General features: G+C 70.3%; 16 protein-coding genes. 10 read left to right on the top strand and 6 right to left on the bottom strand.

Annotated features, from left to right (window positions below; translation table 11 throughout):
• Window positions 1-103: 103 nt before the first annotated feature.
• The 3 genes from ACZ7L5_RS37470 to ACZ7L5_RS37480 all read left to right on the top strand — a co-directional run bounded on the left by ACZ7L5_RS37470 (window position 104) and on the right by ACZ7L5_RS37480 (window position 4,090).
• The gene (locus tag ACZ7L5_RS37470; RefSeq protein ID WP_328879965.1) at window positions 104-802 is read left to right on the top strand and encodes a response regulator transcription factor; all 699 of its coding nucleotides are present in this window, start codon (window positions 104-106) and stop codon (window positions 800-802) included.
• Window positions 803-1,089: 287 nt separating this feature from the next.
• Window positions 1,090-3,018: a 2-oxoacid:acceptor oxidoreductase subunit alpha gene (locus ACZ7L5_RS37475; RefSeq protein WP_471522672.1), complete on the top strand. Its 1,929-nt coding sequence runs from the start codon at window positions 1,090-1,092 to the stop codon at window positions 3,016-3,018.
• A complete protein-coding gene (locus ACZ7L5_RS37480) occupies window positions 3,011-4,090 on the top strand; it encodes a 2-oxoacid:ferredoxin oxidoreductase subunit beta (RefSeq protein WP_363038061.1) in 1,080 nt (359 codons plus the stop codon). Before ACZ7L5_RS37475 ends, ACZ7L5_RS37480 begins: the two co-directional genes overlap by 8 nt.
• An 87-nt stretch (window positions 4,091-4,177) precedes the next feature.
• On the opposite strand, the gene ACZ7L5_RS37485 is transcribed toward ACZ7L5_RS37480, so the two are convergent.
• Window positions 4,178-4,576, bottom strand: coding sequence for a winged helix-turn-helix transcriptional regulator (locus ACZ7L5_RS37485; protein WP_362388518.1), 399 nt, complete (start codon window positions 4,574-4,576; stop codon window positions 4,178-4,180).
• Window positions 4,577-4,665: 89 nt separating this feature from the next.
• Between ACZ7L5_RS37485 and ACZ7L5_RS37490 the strand changes: the two genes are divergently transcribed.
• From ACZ7L5_RS37490 to ACZ7L5_RS37505, 4 genes are all read left to right on the top strand, one after another.
• Window positions 4,666-5,520, top strand: coding sequence for an SDR family oxidoreductase (locus ACZ7L5_RS37490; protein WP_471522675.1), 855 nt, complete (start codon window positions 4,666-4,668; stop codon window positions 5,518-5,520).
• 157 nt (window positions 5,521-5,677) lie between these two features.
• Entirely contained in the window at window positions 5,678-6,631 is a 954-nt protein-coding gene (rarD, locus tag ACZ7L5_RS37495; protein WP_471522677.1) for an EamA family transporter RarD, read from the top strand.
• 147 nt (window positions 6,632-6,778) lie between these two features.
• Window positions 6,779-7,261, top strand: a complete 483-nt coding sequence (locus tag ACZ7L5_RS37500; protein ID WP_328879971.1) for a VOC family protein — start codon at window positions 6,779-6,781, stop codon at window positions 7,259-7,261.
• A 186-nt stretch (window positions 7,262-7,447) separates the two neighbouring features.
• A complete protein-coding gene (locus ACZ7L5_RS37505) occupies window positions 7,448-8,392 on the top strand; it encodes a M28 family metallopeptidase (RefSeq protein WP_471522679.1) in 945 nt (314 codons plus the stop codon).
• 81 nt (window positions 8,393-8,473) lie between these two features.
• Here the strand turns inward: ACZ7L5_RS37505 and ACZ7L5_RS37510 are convergent, their stop codons facing one another.
• Window positions 8,474-9,817, bottom strand: a complete 1,344-nt coding sequence (locus tag ACZ7L5_RS37510) for a tetratricopeptide repeat protein (RefSeq protein ID WP_471522681.1) — start codon at window positions 9,815-9,817, stop codon at window positions 8,474-8,476.
• A gap of 290 nt (window positions 9,818-10,107) precedes the next feature.
• Here ACZ7L5_RS37510 and ACZ7L5_RS37515 point away from each other — a divergent pair, with 290 nt between their 5' ends.
• The 3 genes from ACZ7L5_RS37515 to ACZ7L5_RS37525 all read left to right on the top strand — a co-directional run bounded on the left by ACZ7L5_RS37515 (window position 10,108) and on the right by ACZ7L5_RS37525 (window position 13,111).
• Entirely contained in the window at window positions 10,108-10,629 is a 522-nt protein-coding gene (locus tag ACZ7L5_RS37515) for a DUF6668 family protein (protein ID WP_471522683.1), read from the top strand.
• Window positions 10,630-10,935: 306 nt separating this feature from the next.
• On the top strand, window positions 10,936-12,444 hold the full coding sequence (locus ACZ7L5_RS37520; protein ID WP_471522685.1) for an amidase: 1,509 nt from the start codon (window positions 10,936-10,938) through the stop codon (window positions 12,442-12,444).
• Between the two features lie 82 nt (window positions 12,445-12,526).
• Window positions 12,527-13,111: a flavodoxin family protein gene (locus ACZ7L5_RS37525; RefSeq protein WP_471522687.1), complete on the top strand. Its 585-nt coding sequence runs from the start codon at window positions 12,527-12,529 to the stop codon at window positions 13,109-13,111.
• 212 nt (window positions 13,112-13,323) lie between these two features.
• Here the strand turns inward: ACZ7L5_RS37525 and ACZ7L5_RS37530 are convergent, their stop codons facing one another.
• The 4 genes from ACZ7L5_RS37530 to ACZ7L5_RS37545 form a co-directional block, all read right to left on the bottom strand.
• Complete coding sequence (locus ACZ7L5_RS37530) at window positions 13,324-14,229, bottom strand: ABC transporter permease (protein ID WP_471522689.1); 906 nt, start codon at window positions 14,227-14,229, stop codon at window positions 13,324-13,326.
• Window positions 14,216-15,256: an ABC transporter ATP-binding protein gene (locus ACZ7L5_RS37535; RefSeq protein WP_471522940.1), complete on the bottom strand. Its 1,041-nt coding sequence runs from the start codon at window positions 15,254-15,256 to the stop codon at window positions 14,216-14,218. Before ACZ7L5_RS37535 ends, ACZ7L5_RS37530 begins: the two co-directional genes overlap by 14 nt.
• A gap of 139 nt (window positions 15,257-15,395) precedes the next feature.
• Entirely contained in the window at window positions 15,396-16,661 is a 1,266-nt protein-coding gene (locus tag ACZ7L5_RS37540; protein ID WP_471522691.1) for a LolA family protein, read from the bottom strand.
• A gap of 284 nt (window positions 16,662-16,945) precedes the next feature.
• On the bottom strand, window positions 16,946-18,022 hold the full coding sequence (locus ACZ7L5_RS37545; protein ID WP_471522693.1) for a CHRD domain-containing protein: 1,077 nt from the start codon (window positions 18,020-18,022) through the stop codon (window positions 16,946-16,948).
• Window positions 18,023-18,166 lie beyond the last annotated feature (144 nt).

The following is an 18,166-nucleotide window of genomic DNA, read 5'->3' on the forward strand; positions in this document are numbered from 1 at the left end:
ACCCCAACCGGCTCGGGCAGGTTATCCACAGGCCCGGTGACGGAGAGCAGATCGCGGGATACTGAGGTCGCGAGGACGACAGGGCCGAGAGACGCTCGGCCGAATGCCGAGGCACGGGGGGCCGGGGATCGTGGAGGACAGGGTGCGGGTGGTCATCGCCGAGGATTCGGTGCTGCTCAGGGAGGGGCTGACCCGGCTGTTGACCGACCGTGGGCACGAGGTCGTGGCCGGTGTCGGGGACGGCGAAGCGTTGATCAAGACCATCACGGAGCTGGACGGGCTGGGCGAGCTGCCGGATGTGGTGGTGGCGGACGTCAGAATGCCGCCGACGCACACCGACGAGGGGGTGCGGGCGGCCGTGCAGCTGCGCAAGACGCACCCCGGACTCGGGGTACTCGTGCTGTCGCAGTACGTGGAGGAGCGGTACGCCACGGAACTGCTGGCCGGTTCCAGCCGTGGAGTCGGCTATCTGCTCAAGGACCGCGTGGCGGAGGTTCGGGAGTTCGTGGACGCCGTCGTGCGGGTGGCCCAGGGGGGTACGGCCCTCGACCCGGAGGTCGTCGCGCAGCTCCTCGGCCGCAGCCGTAAGCAGGACGTGCTGGCGAGGCTCACCCCGCGGGAGCGGGAGGTCCTGGGACTGATGGCGGAGGGGCGGACCAACTCCGCGATCGCCCGGCAGCTGGTGGTGAGCGACGGCGCCGTCGAGAAGCACGTCAGCAACATCTTCCTCAAGCTCGGGCTGTCCCAGAGTGACGGGGATCACCGTCGCGTTCTTGCGGTCCTCACCTATCTGAACTCCTGACGGACTGACACCGTGTCAGTCAAATGGGCAACCGTTCGCGCGGCGCCCACCGAGCAGGCCGACCGACAAGCACGAACGCGGCAACCGAACAATGGGCAGGGAGCGTCTTCAAAAGAAGCGTCGGGGGGCGTGTAAACCATGACAAGTCAGGGTGGCGAACCAGGTCAAACCCGCGTCCGTCATGCGAATGGCCCAGGGAGGGCGACCTTTGCGGACGTAGGGTTGATCCTGGGAAGGCTTGCGGGAAGGCCATGCGCAGACAGCCGCCTCGAAGGAGGTCCAGTTCAGTGACCAGCCAGGTCAGTAGCCCAGCGGAGCAGGCCGACGAAGCCGTCGTGGGAGAGCAGCGCAAACCGGCAGGGACGAAGGACGTCCGCCGGCTGGACCGGGTGATCATTCGTTTCGCGGGGGACTCGGGCGACGGTATGCAGCTCACCGGCGACCGTTTCACCTCGGAAACGGCGTCCTTCGGCAACGACCTGTCGACGTTGCCGAACTTCCCGGCCGAGATTCGCGCTCCCGCCGGCACCCTGCCCGGCGTGTCCTCCTTTCAGCTGCACTTCGCCGACCACGACATCCTGACTCCGGGCGACGCGCCGAACGTGCTGGTCGCGATGAACCCGGCGGCGCTGAAGGCCAACATCGGCGATCTTCCGCGCGGCGCGGAGATCATCGTCAACACGGACGAGTTCACCAAACGGGCGATGCAGAAGGTGGGCTATGACACCAGCCCCCTGGAGGACGGCTCGCTCGACGGCTACAGCCTCCATCCGGTGCCGCTGACGACGCTGACGGTCGAGGCGCTCAAGGAGTTCGACCTCACCCGCAAGGAGGCCGAGCGCAGCAAGAACATGTTCGCGTTGGGCCTGCTGAGCTGGATGTACCACCGGCCGACGGAGGGCACCGAGAAGTTCCTGACGGCGAAGTTCGCCAAGAAGCCGGAGATCGCGGCGGCGAACATCGCGGCCTTCCACGCGGGCTGGAACTTCGGCGAGACGACCGAGGACTTCGCCGTCTCCTACGAGATCGCCCCGGCGACGACGGCCTTCCCGGTCGGCACCTACCGCAACATCTCCGGGAACCTCGCCCTGTCCTACGGTCTGATCGCCGCGTCCCGCCAGGCGGACCTGCCGCTCTACCTGGGCTCGTATCCGATCACCCCGGCCTCGGACATCCTGCACGAGCTGAGCCGGCACAAGAACTTCGGTGTGCGGACCTTCCAGGCCGAGGACGAGATCGCGGGCATCGGCGCGGCGCTGGGTGCGGCCTTCGGCGGCTCGCTGGCGGTGACCACGACCTCCGGCCCCGGTGTGGCGCTGAAGTCGGAGACGATCGGGCTTGCGGTGTCGCTGGAGCTGCCGCTGCTGGTGATCGACATCCAGCGCGGCGGGCCCTCGACGGGGCTGCCGACGAAGACGGAGCAGGCGGACCTGTTGCAGGCGATGTTCGGCCGTAACGGCGAGGCGCCGATCCCGATCGTCGCCCCGTGCACCCCGGCCGACTGCTTCGACGCAGCCCTGGAGGCGGCGCGGATCGCGTTGACGTACCGCACTCCGGTGATGCTGCTGTCGGACGGTTATCTGGCCAACGGCTCGGAGCCGTGGCGGATCCCCGAGCTGGAGGAGCTGCCGGATCTGACGGTGCAGTTCGCGCAGGGCCCGAACCACACCCTGGAGGACGGCAGCGAGGTCTTCTGGCCGTACAAGCGCGATCCGCAGACCCTCGCCCGGCCGTGGGCGGTCCCGGGCACTCCGGGCCTGGAGCACCGGATCGGCGGCATCGAGAAGGAGGACGGCACGGGCAACATCTCCTACGCCCCGGCCAACCACGACTTCATGGTCCGCACCCGCCAGGCCAAGATCGACGGCATCGAGGTGCCCGACCTGGAGGTCGACGACCCGCACGAGGCGAAGACGCTGGTGCTGGGCTGGGGGTCGACGTACGGCCCGATCACGGCCGCGGTCCGTCGGCTGCGCACCGCCGGCGAGTCGATCGCGCAGGCGCATCTGCGCCATCTGAACCCGTTCCCGCACAACCTGGGCGCGGTACTCGGACGCTACGAGAAGGTGGTGATCCCCGAGATGAACCTCGGCCAGCTCGCCACTCTGGTCCGGGCGAGATACCTGGTGGATGCCCACTCGTACAACCAGGTCAACGGCATGCCGTTCAAGGCGGAGCAGCTCGCCAAGGCTCTCAAGGAGGCCATCGATGCCTGAGACGTCCACGGAAGGCACGGGCACGATCGAGGCACTTTCGCTCATCCCCAAGGCCGAGGCCCGCCAGTCCATGAAGGACTTCAAGTCCGATCAGGAAGTGCGCTGGTGCCCCGGCTGCGGTGACTACGCGATCCTCGCCGCGGTTCAGGGCTTCATGCCGGAGCTGGGCCTGGCCAAGGAGAACATCGTCTTCGTCTCGGGCATCGGCTGTTCGTCCCGCTTCCCGTACTACATGAACACGTACGGCATGCACTCCATCCACGGCCGCGCCCCCGCGATCGCGACGGGGCTGGCCACGTCGCGCCGGGACCTGAGCGTGTGGGTGGTCACGGGCGACGGTGATGCGCTGTCGATCGGCGGCAACCATCTGATCCACGCCCTGCGCCGCAATGTCAACCTCAAGATTCTGCTGTTCAACAACCGGATCTACGGCTTGACGAAGGGCCAGTACTCCCCGACCTCCGAGGTCGGCAAGGTGACCAAGTCGACGCCGATGGGCTCGCTGGACGCGCCCTTCAACCCGGTGTCCCTGGCCATCGGCGCGGAGGCGTCCTTCGTGGCGCGCACGGTGGACTCCGACCGCAAGCACCTCACCCAGGTACTGCGCGAGGCGGCCGCCCACCGGGGTACGGCGCTGATCGAGATCTACCAGAACTGCAACATCTTCAACGACGGCGCCTTCGAGGTTCTCAAGGACAAGCAGCAGGCCGAGGAGGCCGTGATCCGGCTGGAGCACGGACAGCCGATTCGCTTCGGCACCGACGGTGCGCGCGGCGTCGTACGGGACCCGCAGACGGGCGACCTGAAGGTCGTCACCGTGACCCCGGAGAACGAGTCGCAGATCCTCGTCCACGACGCCCACTGCGCATCCCCGACCACGGCCTTCGCCTTGTCCCGCCTGGCCGATCCGGACACCCTGCACCACACCCCGATCGGTGTGCTGCGCTCGGTGGAGCGCCCGGTGTACGACACGCAGATGGCCGACCAGTTGGACACGGCTATCGAGCAGAACGGCAAGGGGGACCTGGCTGCGCTGCTGGCGGGTGGGGACACCTGGACGGTGGTGGGCTGACCGGCACGTTCGGAAAGAGTCGAGGGCCTGGGTGTCGTACGGCATCCGGGCCCTCGGTCGTTCCGGCCGGGTCCTCGGACCTGCCGTTCAGGCGCCGCTCTTGCGCGCGTCGTACGCGACCCGCGCCTTCTGCACGTCTCCCATCCGGTCCTTGGTCCACAGTGCCAGTCCGCGCACCTGTTCCGCCGCCTCGCGGCCCAGGTCGGTCAGGGAGTAGTCGACCCGCGGAGGGATCACCGGCTGGGCGTCGCGGTGGATCAGGCCGTCCCGCTCCAGGGTCTGGAGGGTCTGGGTCAGCATCTTCTCGCTGACCCGGCCGATCGCCCGGCGCAGTTCGCTGAAGCGGTAGGGGCGCTCCATCAGTTCGATCAGGACGAGGACGCCCCAGCGGCTGGTGACGTGCTCCAGGACCAGGCGGTAGGGGCACATCTGCTCGCCGATGTCGTACTTGCTCGCCGTCGCACTCGCCATGTCACTTACTGCCATGCCAGTACCTTACTTCAAAGTGGGTACTTTCGTCAAGTTAGTGCACCTCCTAGGGTTAGTGCCAACACATCCCACAAGGAGTTCTGATCATGAGCATCGTCGTCACCGGAGCCACCGGACACCTCGGCCGCCACGTCGTGGAGCAGTTGCTGGAGAAGGTTCCGGCCGACCAGGTCACCGCCGTCGTCCGCACCCCCGAGAAGGTCGCCGACCTCGCCGAGCGCGGCGTGAAGATCGCCGTCGCCGACTACAACACGCCCGAGACCTTCGACGGACTGTTCGCGGCCGGCGACAAGGTGCTGCTCATATCCGGCAGCGAGGTCGGCAACGACCGGGTCGGCCAGCACAAGGCCGTCATCGACGCCGCCAAGGCCGCCGGTGTCGCCCTGCTCGCCTACACCAGCGCCCCCGGCAGCCTCACGGCCGCCCTCGCCGACGACCACCGCGGCACCGAGAAGGCGCTCGTGGAGTCCGGGCTGCCGTACGCGTTGCTGCGCAACGGCTGGTACCACGAGAACTACACCGAGAACCTCGCCCCGGTGCTGCAGTACAACGCCGTCACCCACGCCGCCGGCGAGGGCCGCGTCTCCTCCGCCTCCCGCGCCGACTACGCTGCGGCCGCCGTCGCCGTACTGACTGGCGAGGGGCACGAGAACAAGACGTACGAGCTGGGCGGCGACGTCGCGTGGAGCCTCGCCGAGTACGCCGCCGAGCTGAGCCGGCAGACCGGCAAGGAGATCGCCGAAAACGCCGTCTCCACGGACGCCCTCGTCGGCATCCTGGCCGGCGCCGGGATGCCCGAGCCGTTCGCCGTGATCCTGGCCGGTGTGGACGCCTCCATCGAGAAGGGCGAGCTGGTCGTCACCAGCGGGGACCTGTCCCGCCTGGCCGGCCGCCCGACCACGCCGCTGGCCGAGGCGATCGCGGCCGGCCTCAAGGCCTGAGCTCCCATGAACTGACTCCCCTCAGTTCATCTGGGCGCTCCACCCCCGCCTGTCATGACCGTATGGCGATACGGGCATGACAGGCGGGGGCATTCGGCGTTACCTTCGTGCAGACCGTCGTATGGGCGCGGTCCGGTGTGTGCGCGAAGGAGGGGCCGTGAGCGGGAAGTCGCAGGGAGAGCGGCGTATAGGACTGCTGAACGGCTTCGCCGCGTATGGGATGTGGGGGCTCGTTCCCCTGTTCTGGCCCCTGCTGAAGCCCGCCGGCGCGGTCGAGATCCTCGCGCACCGGATGGCCTGGTCCCTCGTCTTCGTGGCGGTCGCGCTGGTGTTCGTGCGGCGCTGGGCCTGGGCGGGTGAGCTGATACGGCAGCCGCGGCGGCTGGCGCTGGTCACCGTTGCCGCGGCCGTGATCACCGTCAACTGGGGCGTCTACATCTGGTCCGTGAACTCGGGACACGTGGTCGAGGCATCCCTTGGGTATTTCATCAATCCGCTCGTCACCATCGCGATGGGCGTGCTGCTGCTGAAGGAGCGGCTGCGGCCGGTGCAGTGGGCGGCGGTCGGGGTCGGCTTCGCGGCCGTGATCGTGCTGACCGTCGGGTACGGCCGGCTGCCGTGGATCTCCCTCGTCCTCGCCTTCTCCTTCGCCACGTACGGGCTGGTGAAGAAGAAGGTCAACCTCGGCGGCGTCGAGTCGCTGGCCGCGGAGACCGCGATCCAGTTCCTGCCGGCCGTTGCATATCTGGCGTGGCTGGGGGCGCGCGGGGAGTCGACGTTCACCTCTCAGGGGCCCGGACATGTGGCCCTGCTCGCGGCCACCGGCGTCGTCACCGCCCTGCCGCTCGTCTGCTTCGGCGCGGCCGCGATACGCGTACCGCTGTCGACGCTGGGACTGCTGCAGTACCTGGCGCCGGTCTTCCAGTTCCTGCTCGGCATCCTGTACTTCCATGAGGCGATGCCCGCCGAGCGGTGGGCCGGGTTCGCGCTGGTGTGGCTGGCGCTGACCTTGCTGACGGCCGACGCGTGGCGCTCCGCGCACAGGGGCAGGGTGGCTCGGCTCAGCGTGCCGCGGGTGGAGAAGCCGGCGTCCGCCGCGGTGGACGCCTGAAACACCGGGCAGGCCGAGACTGCCCGCACCGGCGGACACCGGACGAACCGAGACTGCCCCACCCCGGCGGACACCGGACGAACCGAGACTGCCCCACCCCGGCGATTCTCATTGCGGCCCCCTCCCCCACCCCCTATGAGTGGTCGCATGACACAGGCACCGAAATCCCCGTCCGCCCCCACCCCCCTCCACTGGAAGCTCGTCGTCGACAGCGGCAACCCCCAGTCGCAGGCCGACTTCTGGGCCGCCGCGCTGCACTACGAGGTCGAGGACAACGGGGCGTTCATCGAGCGGCTGCTGGAGCTCGGCGTGCTGCCGCGGGAGGACGTCGTCGAGTTCCACGCACGTCTCGCCTTCCGGGACCTGGTGGCCGTACGGCATCCGGACGACCCGTTCGACAAGGACAGCGGGACCGGGCTCGGGCGGCGGGTGCTGTTCCAGCGCGTGCCGGAGGCGAAGTCCGTCAAGAACCGGCTCCATCTCGATCTGCACGCGGCGGCCGGGGAGCGCGAGAGCGAGGTCCAGCGGCTGCAGGGGCTGGGGGCGAGTGTGCTGCGGCACGTGAAGGAGCCGGGCGGGGAGTGGGCGGTGATGGCGGATCCGGAGGGGAACGAGTTCTGCGTGCAGTGAGGCCCGCCGGGGATGTCCTCATTCCCCTTCTCCACCCGAAGGATGCCCTTCCCCTGCCCGAACTTCCTGCACTCACAGCTCTCTTGACGGAGAGTCAGGCTTAGCTCCACGATCCAGGCACCCCATTCACTGTGGCTCCCCTGTGGCCATCCCACAGGGGGCCTCCTGGAATTCGGAGCCCCCCACATGAAGCTCTCCGTCTCCGGGCGCGCGATGACGGCCGGTACCGTCGCGGCCGTCCTGCTGCTGACCGGCGGATCCATAGCCGGCGCGGCACCCGCGCCCTCCGTCGCCGCCGCGCCCGACATACCCGTGGCGAGCGTGAAGGCCCACCTCACCCAGCTCCAGTCCATAGCCGCCGCCAACGGCGGCAACCGCGCCCACGGCCGCCCCGGCTACAAGGCCTCCCTCGACTATGTGAAGGCGAAGCTGGACGCCGCCGGGTACATCACCGCCATCCAGCAGTTCACGTCCTCCGGCCGTACCGGCTACAACCTGATCGCCGACTGGCCCGGCGGCGACACCAACCAGGTCGTCATGGCCGGCTCGCACCTCGACAGCGTCTCCTCCGGTCCCGGCATCAACGACAACGGCTCCGGCTCGGCGGCGGTCCTGGAGACCGCGCTCGCCGTGTCACGGGCCGGCTACCAGCCCACCAAGCATCTGCGGTTCGCCTGGTGGGGCGCGGAGGAGCTGGGGCTCGTCGGCTCCCGCTACTACGTCAACAACCTCTCCTCAGCCAACCGCGCGAAGATCAGCGGCTACCTGAACTTCGACATGATCGGCTCGCCCAACCCCGGCTACTTCGTCTACGACGACGACCCCGCGATCGAGAAGACCTTCAAGGACTACTACGCCGGCCTCGGCGTCGCGACCGAGATCGAAACCGAGGGCGACGGCCGCTCCGACCACGCGCCGTTCAAGAGCGCGGGCGTGCCGGTGGGCGGGCTGTTCACCGGGGCCAGCCGCACGAAGACAGCGGCGCAGGCGGCCAAGTGGGGCGGCACGTCCGGGCAGTCCTTCGACCGCTGCTACCACTCGTCCTGCGACAACACGTCCAACATCAACGACACGGCCCTGAACCGCAACAGCGACGCGGTCGCGTATGCGGTGTGGGAGCTCTCTGAGTAAGGCAGAAAGGCAGAAAGGCAGCAGCGCAATGAGGCAGTAAGGCACCGGGTTGATTCGAGTCCCGAGCGGCGACTCGGGTCATCACCCGGCGGGCGGTTCGGTCGACTTGGCGGCTCGGGCGGTGAGGCGGTCCATGCGGGCGCGGGCCGACTCCAGCTCCTCGGCCTCCTCGGCGGCCGAGCCGCCCTCCGCCATCAGCTCGTCCCACAGCGCGAGCAGGTCCCGGCCCAGGGCCAGGCCCAGGGCCGGGTCCCGTACCGCCCGCCATGCCGTGGCCGCGCCGTGGAGGCTGCCGTACGCCGCCTCCGCGTCGCGGGTGCGGTGGTGCGTCCGGGCCACGTCGAGGGCGAGCGCGAACGCACGCTCCGGGTCGCCCCCCAGGTAGGCGATGTACGCGGCGAGTTCACGCATCCCGAGCACCTCGGGGTGCTCAAGCCCCAGCACCGCCGACGCCTGGGCCACGGTCCGCTCCGCCAGCTCCGTCGCCTCCGTGGTCCGCCCCTCCTTCACGGCCTCGTTGACCTGCGCCATCTGCTCCGCGAACGGCGAGGCGTCGGTGGTCGCGGCCGGAGGCGCGTCCCCGAGGACGGCTTCGGCCACGGCGTCGAAACCGCGAGGCGGGGTGGGCTTGGAGTCGAGCTCGGGGGTGGGGTCGGGGACGAGGACGGGGTCGGGGACGACCCGGGCCGAAGTGGAGGTCGAGGCGGCGGCAGGGGTCGGGGCGGGCAGGTCCGCCGGCTCCGGCCACGCGTCCATGGACGGCGGTGGGCCGAACTCCCCCAGCGGCGGTGGGACCGTGCCGGGTACGGCGTCCCCGTCCCCGACCGGCTCGGGCAGCGCGCGCAGACGGAACGTGGGCGACACCTCCGGTGCCGGGTCCTGCAGCGGTCGTAGGACATGCGTGGGCCTGTCCCGATGAGGAGCCTGATCCGACGGGAGCGGCGCGGGTGGCACGGGCGGGACGGGCTGCGCGGCGGGCGGCTCGGGCTGTGATGCCGAGGGCGCGGACGGGGCGGGCGGGGCCGCAGGGGGCCGTACGGCTTCCGCCGGCACCGGGGACTCGCTCGGTGACGTCGGAGGCGTCGGAGGCGTCGGAGGCGCAGGAGGCGTCCGCACGGGCTCGGCCGTGAAGTGACTGGACCCATCCGCCTCCACCCGCAGCGGCACGACGTATCCGATCCGCTCGTCATGGATCGTGGCGTGCACGGAATGCCCGGCGGCGACGGCGATGCGCTGGAGATGGGTCAGGACGGTCTGCTGGATCTCCTCACCCGCAACCGCGCTGACGGGTACGCCACCGATCGACGCACCACCCGCGCCCGGACCACCGGCAGGGACGCGTACGTCGATCGGCGCGGCCACGGGGGCCGCTATGGCCGCGGCGCGTTTCTGTTCCCGCTTCATCGCGCGGCTCAGTCGAGACATCGCTTCCCTCACTCGCATGTGTCGGGGGTTTCGCCGACAGCACGTTCGGGCTCCATGGTGCTCCCTCACGCTGTCGGGTACGGCTTCCCCGGCATCAACATCCGGTCGTACAGGTCGGACACGTCGTACACGTACTTCGGACACGTCGTACACGTACTGTCGAGTCTCTCCGGTACCGCCCGGCGCGGGCGTCACCGGGGCGTCACAGACTCGTTCCAGGAGCTTGTGCCACGTCACAGCGTTCTCATGCCTGGCGCCAAGATCAATCGCGTGGGAGGAGGAGTGCGGGCATGCGAACTGACATGCACGCGCAGCACGGGTGGTCCGAGCCGGGGCCGGAGATCTGGATCCGCGGGCCGGTGGCCCTGCCCGAGGAGCCCTCGCCCTCCCCTGCCGCCGTCACGCCCCGGCGCTTCTCCTGGGTCGGCGTGCACGGCGGAGCGGGTGCCTCCACTCTCGCCGCGGTGTACGGCGGCCACGACTGCGGACGCAACTGGCCCGGGCCCGCCGATCCCCCGTCGGTGCTGCTCGTGGCCCGCACGCATGCGGCCGGGCTGGCCGCGGCCCTGGGTGCCCTGGAGGTCTTTCGACGCGGGGAGGCTCCGCACGGGCTCGATCTCGATGCCGTCGTCCTGGTCGCGGACGCGCCGGGCCGACTGCCACGACCGCTCGCCGAGCGCGTCAAGGTGATCGAGTCGGTCATCGACGTGTACCGGGTGCCGTGGGTGGCTGCCTGGCGGCTCGGTGAACTGGGCGGACAGGTGCCACGGGAGGCGGCGGCGTTGGCTCGGTTGACGGGGTCTTCTCGCTGAGGCCGGCGGGGTGTTTTCGCTGCGACGGGGCGCTCTCGCTGAGGTCGACGGGACGCTCTCGCTGAGGTCGACGGTTCAGGTGACGGGGCACTGTCGCTGAGGTCGACGGTTCAGGTGACGGGGCACTGTCGCTGAGGTCGACGGGGCGCCTTCGCAGGGGCCGGCGGTTCAGGTCGGGGGCTCGGTCGGGCGGGCGTCTGGGGCGCAGGTCGGCCGGGTGGCCGGTGGCTCAGGCCGGCCGGGTGGCCGGTGGCTCAGGCCGACCGTGAGCAGCAGCCCTGCGAGGGCCTCGCGGAGAATCACCCCATGACCCCCACCCCCGGCCCAGACCCTGATCCCGCATCCGTATCCGCCCCCGGTCCCGGTCCCGGTCCCGCCCTCGGTCCCGGTCCCGGCCCCGGTTCCGGTCCCGCCGCCCTGTCGGCCGTAGAGATCGCCGCGGCCGTACGCTCGCGCACCCTCCACGCCGTCGACGTCGTCGCGGAGGCCCTCGAACGGATCGAGCGAGCCGACCCCACCCTCTCCGCCTTCATCGAGGTGTGGGGCGAGGACGCGCTCCGGCGGGCCGGCGAGGTGGACGCACGGGTCGTGGCGGGTGAGCGGCTGCCACTGGCCGGAGTACCGATCGGGGTGAAGGGGCGGCGGGGACTGCGGACAGCGGGCCCCCTGCTCGCGGCGGGGTGTGTGCCGGTCGGGGCGACGTCGGTCCCGGGGCCGGGAACCCCCTGGCAGACCTGGGGACTTGGCCGTTACGGCCGTACCGTCAACCCTTGGCGCCACGACCGTACGCCGGGCGGCTCCTCGGCCGGGTCCGCGGCGGCGGTGGCGGCGGGGCTGGTCCCCCTCGCGACCGGGAGCGACGGGGCCGGGTCGGTGCGGATTCCGGCGGCGTGGTGCGGGGTCGTCGGGCTCAAGGCCGGCTACGGGCGGCTGCCGTCCACCGATCGCACGGGGCTCATGGCGCCGGGAGTGCTCGCGCGGTGTGTGGCGGATGCGGCGGCGTACTGGAGCGTGGTGTCGGGGGAAGAGGCCGACGCGGAAAGGCCACCCGGTTCCGGTGGGTACGACAGCCTCGCCTGGCCAGCCGGTGTCGGGCCATACGGCAGCCCCGCCGGGCCACCCGATCCCGCCCCGTACGACAGCCTCGCCGGGCCCCCCGGTCCGGGCGCGTTCGACAGCCTCGCCGGGCCACCCGATCCCGCCCCGTACGACAGCCTCGCCGGGCCACCCGATCCCGCCCCGCACAACAAGGCCGACCAACCCGACGTCCCGACCGCCGTGTGGTCACCCGACCTCGGCTTCGACGCCCCCGACCCGGACGTGGTCGCCGTCGCCCACGCCGCAGCCGTACGGCTGGCCCAGGCCGGAGCTGTGCGGCTCATACGGTCACGGACTCCGCTCCGCCTCGACGACCCGGCCCCGGCATGGCTCGCACTGCGGTCCCCGGACGCCGCCCCCGCCCCAGGACCAGCCCCAGCCCCCGCACCCGCCGACCCCGGTACTCACCAGATCCGAGCCGGCAACGACAACCGCCTGGCCGACCTCTTCACCGAAACCCGGCTGCTGCTGACGCCGACCGCCCCCACCCCGCCGCACGGCCACGCCGGCCCCGGCGACCGGTACTCCACCGCGCTCACCTGGGCGTTCAACCTGAGTGGGCATCCGGCGATCAGCATCCCGGCGGGGTTCGGGCCGGACGGGTGTCCAGTCGGGCTCCAGTTGGTGGCGGCGCACGGCGCGGAGTCGCTGTTGCTCGCAGTGGCAGGGGCGGCCGAGAGACATATCGGACCTTGGCCAACCGTCAGCGGCATCTGAATGCGTGTGCATATAATGCACATGCGTTTAGTTGTCGTACGCCCACCATGGCCTGATGACGGGCCGACCGTTTGGGGGACCCATGACCCGCCGTTTCCTGTTCGTCCTCGGCAGCAGCCGCTCCGACGGCAACACCGAGTTGCTGGCCCGCCGGGCCGCCGAGCAGTTGCCCGAGGGTGTCGAGCAGCAGTGGATCGACCTGGCCGCACATCCGCTGCCCGACTTCGAGGATCTGCGGCACGACAGCGACCATGTGCGCCCCACGCAGGGGAACGTGGCGCTGCTGCTCGACGCCACCCTCGCGGCCACCGACATCGTGATCGCCTCGCCCCTGTACTGGTATTCGGTGTCCGCCCCCGTCAAGCGCTACCTCGACTACTGGTCGGGCTGGCTGCGCACACCCGGGATCGACTTCAAGGCGACCATGGCCGGGCGCACCCTGTGGGGCGTCACCGCGCTCGCGCACGAGGAGCAGGAGGTCGCCGACCCGCTGGTCGGGACGCTCAGCAACTCCGCCGCGTACATGCGGATGCGCTTCGGCGGGGTGCTGCTCGGCAACGGCAGCAAGCCCGGTGATGTGCTGAACGACGCCGAGGCCCTGGCCCGCGCGAAGACCTTCTTCGCGCAGGAGGCACCGCTCGCACGGTTCCCGTACGAAGCGGAGTGACGTCTGCCGAAGCCGGTGCGACGTCTGCCGAAGTCGGTGTGACTGCTGCGGAAGCCGGTGTGCCGTCAGCCGAAGCCGGTACGACTACTGCGGAAGCCGGTGTGCCCTCTGCCGAAGCCGGTACGACTGCTGCGGAAGCCGGTGTGCCGTCTGCCGAAGCCGGTACGACTACTGCGGAAGCCGCAGCGGCTGCCACCGAAACGGAGTGACCCCTACGCGGTGACGTCCTTCGCCGTGAACCTCGCCCATGCCGCCGAGCCGAACACCGCCGCGTACAGGGCCTGGATCCCCAGGTTCTTGACCAGGTCGTCCCAGTACACGGGTTCGCGCATGAGGTCGGCGAAGGACAGCCAGTGGTGGGAGAAGAAGTACGGCTGGATCGCGTGGAGCTGCGGGATCTGGTCGAGGATCTGGACGGTGATCAGCAGGCCGACCGTCGTCGCCATCGCCGCGATGCCGCTGCTGGTCAGCGTCGAGACGAACAGCCCGAGCGCCGCCACACCTATCAGGGACGCGGCGACGACCAGGGCGATCAGCAGGGCGCGGCCCAGCCCCTCCGCGAAGCTGATCCGCGTGCCGGAGATCGTCGTCAGGTCACCCAGCGGGAAGAGCAACGCCCCGACCGTGAGCGCCGAGACGGCGACCACGAGGGTGGCCACCAAGCAGAAGACCATCGTGGTGGCGTACTTGGTGAGGAGCAGGCGGGTGCGGCCGGCGGGGGCGACCAGGAGGTAGCGGAGGGTGCCCGCGTTTGCCTCGCCGGCTATCGCGTCGCCCGCGATGACGCCGATGGCCATGGGCAGGAAGAACGGGAGCGTCGCGGCCAGCGCGGTGAAGACCAGGAACAGGCCGTTGTTGGTGATCTGCGAGATGAACGCCGGCCCGCCGCCTTGCGGGCCACCGCCTCCCGCCGCCCCGTCGCCGCTCGTCTCGATCTTCACGGCGATTCCGACCAGAATCGGCACGGCCGCCAGGACGGCGAGCAGCGCGAGGGTGCGCCAGCGCCGGAACGTGGTGAGCAGTTCGCTGCGGAGGAGACCGAAAGTCCACAGCGGACTGACCTTGCGGGCGCCCGCGACCTCGCCACCGGGCAGCGTCTTCGCTTCAGCCTGCGACATCGAACCCTTCCCCCGTGAGCGCCACGAACGCGTCCTCCAGGGAGGCCCGTTCAACGCCGAAGCCCCGCACGCGGACTCCGGCCGACACCAACGCCGCGTTGACGTCGGCGAGGTCCCGGTTCGGAGCTTCCGCGGTCACCCGGTCGTCGGCGATGACGACGTCACCGGCGCCCTGCTCCTTCAGCACCCGGGCCGCGTCCCCGGTGTCGGGCGTGGTCACGACGAGCCGGCCGCGTGTCCCGGCCGCCAGCTCCGCGACCGCGCCCTGGGTGATCAGCCGACCCTGGGCCATCACGGCCGCGTGCGTGCAGACCTGCTCGATCTCGTCGAGGAGGTGGGAGGAGAGGAAGACGGTCGTACCCTCCGACGCCAACTCCCGTATCAGGGAGCGGATTTCGCGCATGCCCTGCGGATCGAGGCCGTTGGTCGGCTCGTCGAGGACGAGGAGTCTGCGCGGCTGGAGCAGCGCGGCCGCGAGGCCCAGCCGCTGCTTCATGCCGAGCGAGTACGCCTTGGCCTTCTTGCCGGACGCGGCTGCGAGGCCGACCCGGTCCAGCGCGGCCGAGACACGTGTGCGCCGGGTGCGCGGATCGGCGGTCGGGTCGGCGGCGTCGTACCGGATGAGGTTGTCGCGGCCGGAGAGGAAGCCGTACAGGGCGGGTCCCTCGATGAGGGCGCCGACGTGCGGCAGTACCGCGCGCGATGACCGGGGCATGGGCTGCCCGAGCACGCGCGCGGTACCGGAGGTGGGCTGGATGAGGCCCATCAGCATGCGGATGGTGGTGGTCTTGCCCGAGCCGTTCGGGCCGAGGAAGCCGAAGACGCTGCCCGCCGGGACGGTCAGATCGAGACCGTCCACGGCGAGCTGCCCGCCGCGGTAGCGCTTGGTGAGCGCGCGGGTGGCGATCACCGTGTCGATGTCGTCGACCGGAGCCGAAGGTTCGGCTCCACCGGCCTGGCCGACCGGGCCGACGTGATCGGCGGCCTTGTCGACCTCGTCGCCCTCCGCGGCGGGCAGTTCCTCCATGGGCTCCCTTGGCTCCTCCGGCACCTCGTTCGGCACCTCGTGGCGTGACGCGCGGCGGCGCATGACGCGCGGGATGGCGCGTGTACGCCGCCCACGCCGCCCACGCCGCCCACGCCGCCCACGCCGCTGCGGCTGGGGCCTACTTCCCCGAGTCGGCCGCCTTCACGAGCGCGTCCTTGTCGACCGCACCCACATAGACCTTGCCGTCGTCCGTGATCAGGGCGTTGATCAGGCGGGTCTTGAAGACCGTGCCCGAGCCGAACTTGCCGGTGACCTTGTCGCCCAGGGAGTCGAGGAAGCCGCCCATGCCGCCGCCGACCTCGGCGCCGGAGGGGACGCCCTCGCCGGCGTTGTCGAAGACGGCCACGGAGTTCCAGCCCTCGCCGATGACCTCGGGACCGTCGCCGGACGCCTTGCCGTGCTTGTCCTCGGACTTCAGGCCGCCGAGTTCCTTGTCGAGCTCCTTGCGCAGCTCGTCCTCGGACTTGGGGCCGCGGCGCTCGCCGGCCTTGCCTTCCAGCTCGCCCTCCTCGGTGACCTTCGCACCCTTGGGCGGGGTGAAGTCGAAGGTGGAGGCGGCCGGCTTGGCGAAGCTGACCTGCGTGAAGCCGGCGTCGATCACGGCCGCGCCGCCGCTCGACGGGGTCAGCGTGAACTTCAGCGGCATGCCGGTCTTGGCGTCGACGGCCACGGTGATCGCGCCGACCGTTGTCCCGGCCTGCTTCGGCTTGATGAGCAGCCGGTACGCGTCCCGGCCCGCGACGTGTGCGGTGCCGTCGACGGTGACGGACGTGGTGTCGTCGACCGACTTGAGCGCCTCTTCGGCGAAGTCCTTGGGCGTGGCGGGAACGTCTTCCTTCCCGCGCCCGTCCTTCGACTCCTCCGCGGTGCCGTGGAAGACCTCGTTCGACTTGCTGTCGTAGCCCCAGATGTCCTTGCCGTTGTGGATGAGGCTGTACTCGGACGCGTTCTCCAGGAGGGAGAGCTTCTGCCTGTCGTCGCCGTCGAGGGCGACGCGCAGGGTGTGCGTGCCGGACGCCAGCTCGGTGAGCTTGGCGGACGGGTCGGCGGACGATCCGCCGTCCGCGCCCGACGCCATGGCGCCGGAGGCGAAGCTGGACTCCAGCCCGCCGAGGTCCGGCAGACCCAGGTCGGTGCTGATCTTCACGGTGCCGGACAGCTGCTGCACGTCCGACTGCGCGATCTTCTCGATGAGTTGCTCTGCGGTGATCTTCGGCAGGTCCGGGTCGCCGGAGTCGGCGAGCGCCGGGACGAGCCCGATGGTCGCCGCCGCGACGCCCACGACCGCGACCGGGACGACGTACCGCGCGGCCTTGCGCCGCCCCGCGCGGTGGTCGTCGACCTCCGCTGCGGTCGTACTGTCGTCGGATTCGTACGGTGCCATGTCTGCCTTACCTCCGTCGTCGGCGGCGGCTGTCCTTCTCGTTCGTCGCCCGCGAGTCTTTCGACCCCGCACTGCTCCACCCCTGAGCCGCCATTCTCACCCGAATCGGTGAGGAGTGGTGTTGTCCGTGGTTTCCATCTGACCAAATCGGCCGGAGAGATACGTCAACCTTCGGAGCCAACTCCGCGTACACCTCCGGTATGACGCACGAAGGCGGCGCCTCCCCCGACCCGTAGGGGTCGGTGCGGAAGACGCCGCCGTGCGTGCCCGCTCTTCGGGCAGGATCAGCCGTTGATGAACACGTAGTCCGCCTGGTACGGCACCCCGACGATCGCACCGGCTGTGCAGGAGCCGGCCGGGGCGATTCCGCCGACGGTGTTCAGCCGCAGGATCTCGGCGGTGTCGGCGAGGAGGCCGCGGTGCTCGCCGGACTGGGTGGCCTTCAGGTCGAGCTCGGGGATGTTCCGTTCGCCGTTGGGCGTCTTGGAGATGAGGGCCCCCGTCACCGCACTGCCGTCCCGCGCGATCCACTGCGGAGTACCGGAGTTGGGGGCGACGAAGGAGTGCGCGATACGGCCGCCGAGTACGGCACTGACGTCCCGCTGTGCGAAGGCGTACCCGCCGCCCTCGGCCGGCTTGCACTCGTAGATCTGCTTGCCCTCGATGACGGATGCCTGGAAGTTGTCGAGCGCGTCGCGGAAGTCGAACTTGGCGACGGTGACCTTGTGGAGCTGGCCCCGGACGGCACCGCCCGGGAACTCGGCCGTGTGGAGGTTGGCGTAGAAGGAACTCGGGTCGGTCTTGAGGGCGTTGAGAAGGGCGCGGTCCTTCACGGTGACGGTGCCGGTGAGGCTGTGCCCCTTGCTTGTGCCGTTGCCCTTGCCGTCGCCCTTGCCCTTGCCCTTTTCCTCGGCGATGAGCCCGCTTTCCCTGCCGATGAGTCCGCCGAAGTCGACCTTGATGCCGCCGTTGGTGCCCTTGGCGCCCTGGTGGATGTGAAGGGCGGTGGGCTTGCCGGTGCCGCGCCAGGCGACGGCGACGGACACCTTGTCGCCCTTGACCTTCACGAACTGCACGGCGGCCCCGTCCTTGTCCCCGACGGCGGGCCCGCCCGCCACGGGCACCTCGTTCGCCCCCCGAAGGCCGGCGGCGAGGACCGTGCCTCCGGCGCCGGCGGCGGTCCCACTCCGGCTCACGATCCCCTGCGCGTCGCCTCCGGCGTGACCCGCGTGGTCGGCGCGGGCACCTCCGGCGGCGAAGGCGGGAATCACCGCGGCGGCGACCCCACCGGCGGCAGCCACCGCGACAGCGGTGACGATCAGGCTCTTACGGCGCTTTGAGAACGTCGCGTTCATGCCCATGATTCTGTTTTCTCCCCGTATGGCGGCTGACGCCCCCTGCGTCAGCTTCTGGGCACTCATACGGAGGCGATCTTATTTTGGACTCAGTCCAGATAAGTGACGTGCGTCACAGCCGCAGTGGGCCTTTCAGCCCGTCCGGCGTTT

Source organism: Streptomyces sp. NPDC107528 (assembly GCF_055639295.1).

Excerpts from the sequence above, each read along its gene's own strand:
- ACZ7L5_RS37470 (WP_328879965.1), top strand. The coding sequence starts at position 104 with ATGCCGAGGCACGGGGGGCCGGGGATCGTGGAGGACAGGGTGCGGGTG.
- ACZ7L5_RS37480 (WP_363038061.1), top strand. The coding sequence starts at position 3,011 with ATGCCTGAGACGTCCACGGAAGGCACGGGCACGATCGAGGCACTTTCG.
- ACZ7L5_RS37485 (WP_362388518.1), bottom strand. The coding sequence starts at position 4,576 with ATGGCAGTAAGTGACATGGCGAGTGCGACGGCGAGCAAGTACGACATC.
- ACZ7L5_RS37490 (WP_471522675.1), top strand. The coding sequence starts at position 4,666 with ATGAGCATCGTCGTCACCGGAGCCACCGGACACCTCGGCCGCCACGTC.
- ACZ7L5_RS37500 (WP_328879971.1), top strand. The coding sequence starts at position 6,779 with ATGACACAGGCACCGAAATCCCCGTCCGCCCCCACCCCCCTCCACTGG.
- ACZ7L5_RS37505 (WP_471522679.1), top strand. The coding sequence starts at position 7,448 with ATGAAGCTCTCCGTCTCCGGGCGCGCGATGACGGCCGGTACCGTCGCG.
- ACZ7L5_RS37510 (WP_471522681.1), bottom strand. The coding sequence starts at position 9,817 with ATGTCTCGACTGAGCCGCGCGATGAAGCGGGAACAGAAACGCGCCGCG.
- ACZ7L5_RS37515 (WP_471522683.1), top strand. The coding sequence starts at position 10,108 with ATGCGAACTGACATGCACGCGCAGCACGGGTGGTCCGAGCCGGGGCCG.
- ACZ7L5_RS37520 (WP_471522685.1), top strand. The coding sequence starts at position 10,936 with ATGACCCCCACCCCCGGCCCAGACCCTGATCCCGCATCCGTATCCGCC.
- ACZ7L5_RS37525 (WP_471522687.1), top strand. The coding sequence starts at position 12,527 with ATGACCCGCCGTTTCCTGTTCGTCCTCGGCAGCAGCCGCTCCGACGGC.
- ACZ7L5_RS37530 (WP_471522689.1), bottom strand. The coding sequence starts at position 14,229 with ATGTCGCAGGCTGAAGCGAAGACGCTGCCCGGTGGCGAGGTCGCGGGC.
- ACZ7L5_RS37535 (WP_471522940.1), bottom strand. The coding sequence starts at position 15,256 with ATGGAGGAACTGCCCGCCGCGGAGGGCGACGAGGTCGACAAGGCCGCC.
- ACZ7L5_RS37540 (WP_471522691.1), bottom strand. The coding sequence starts at position 16,661 with ATGGCACCGTACGAATCCGACGACAGTACGACCGCAGCGGAGGTCGAC.
- ACZ7L5_RS37545 (WP_471522693.1), bottom strand. The coding sequence starts at position 18,022 with ATGGGCATGAACGCGACGTTCTCAAAGCGCCGTAAGAGCCTGATCGTC.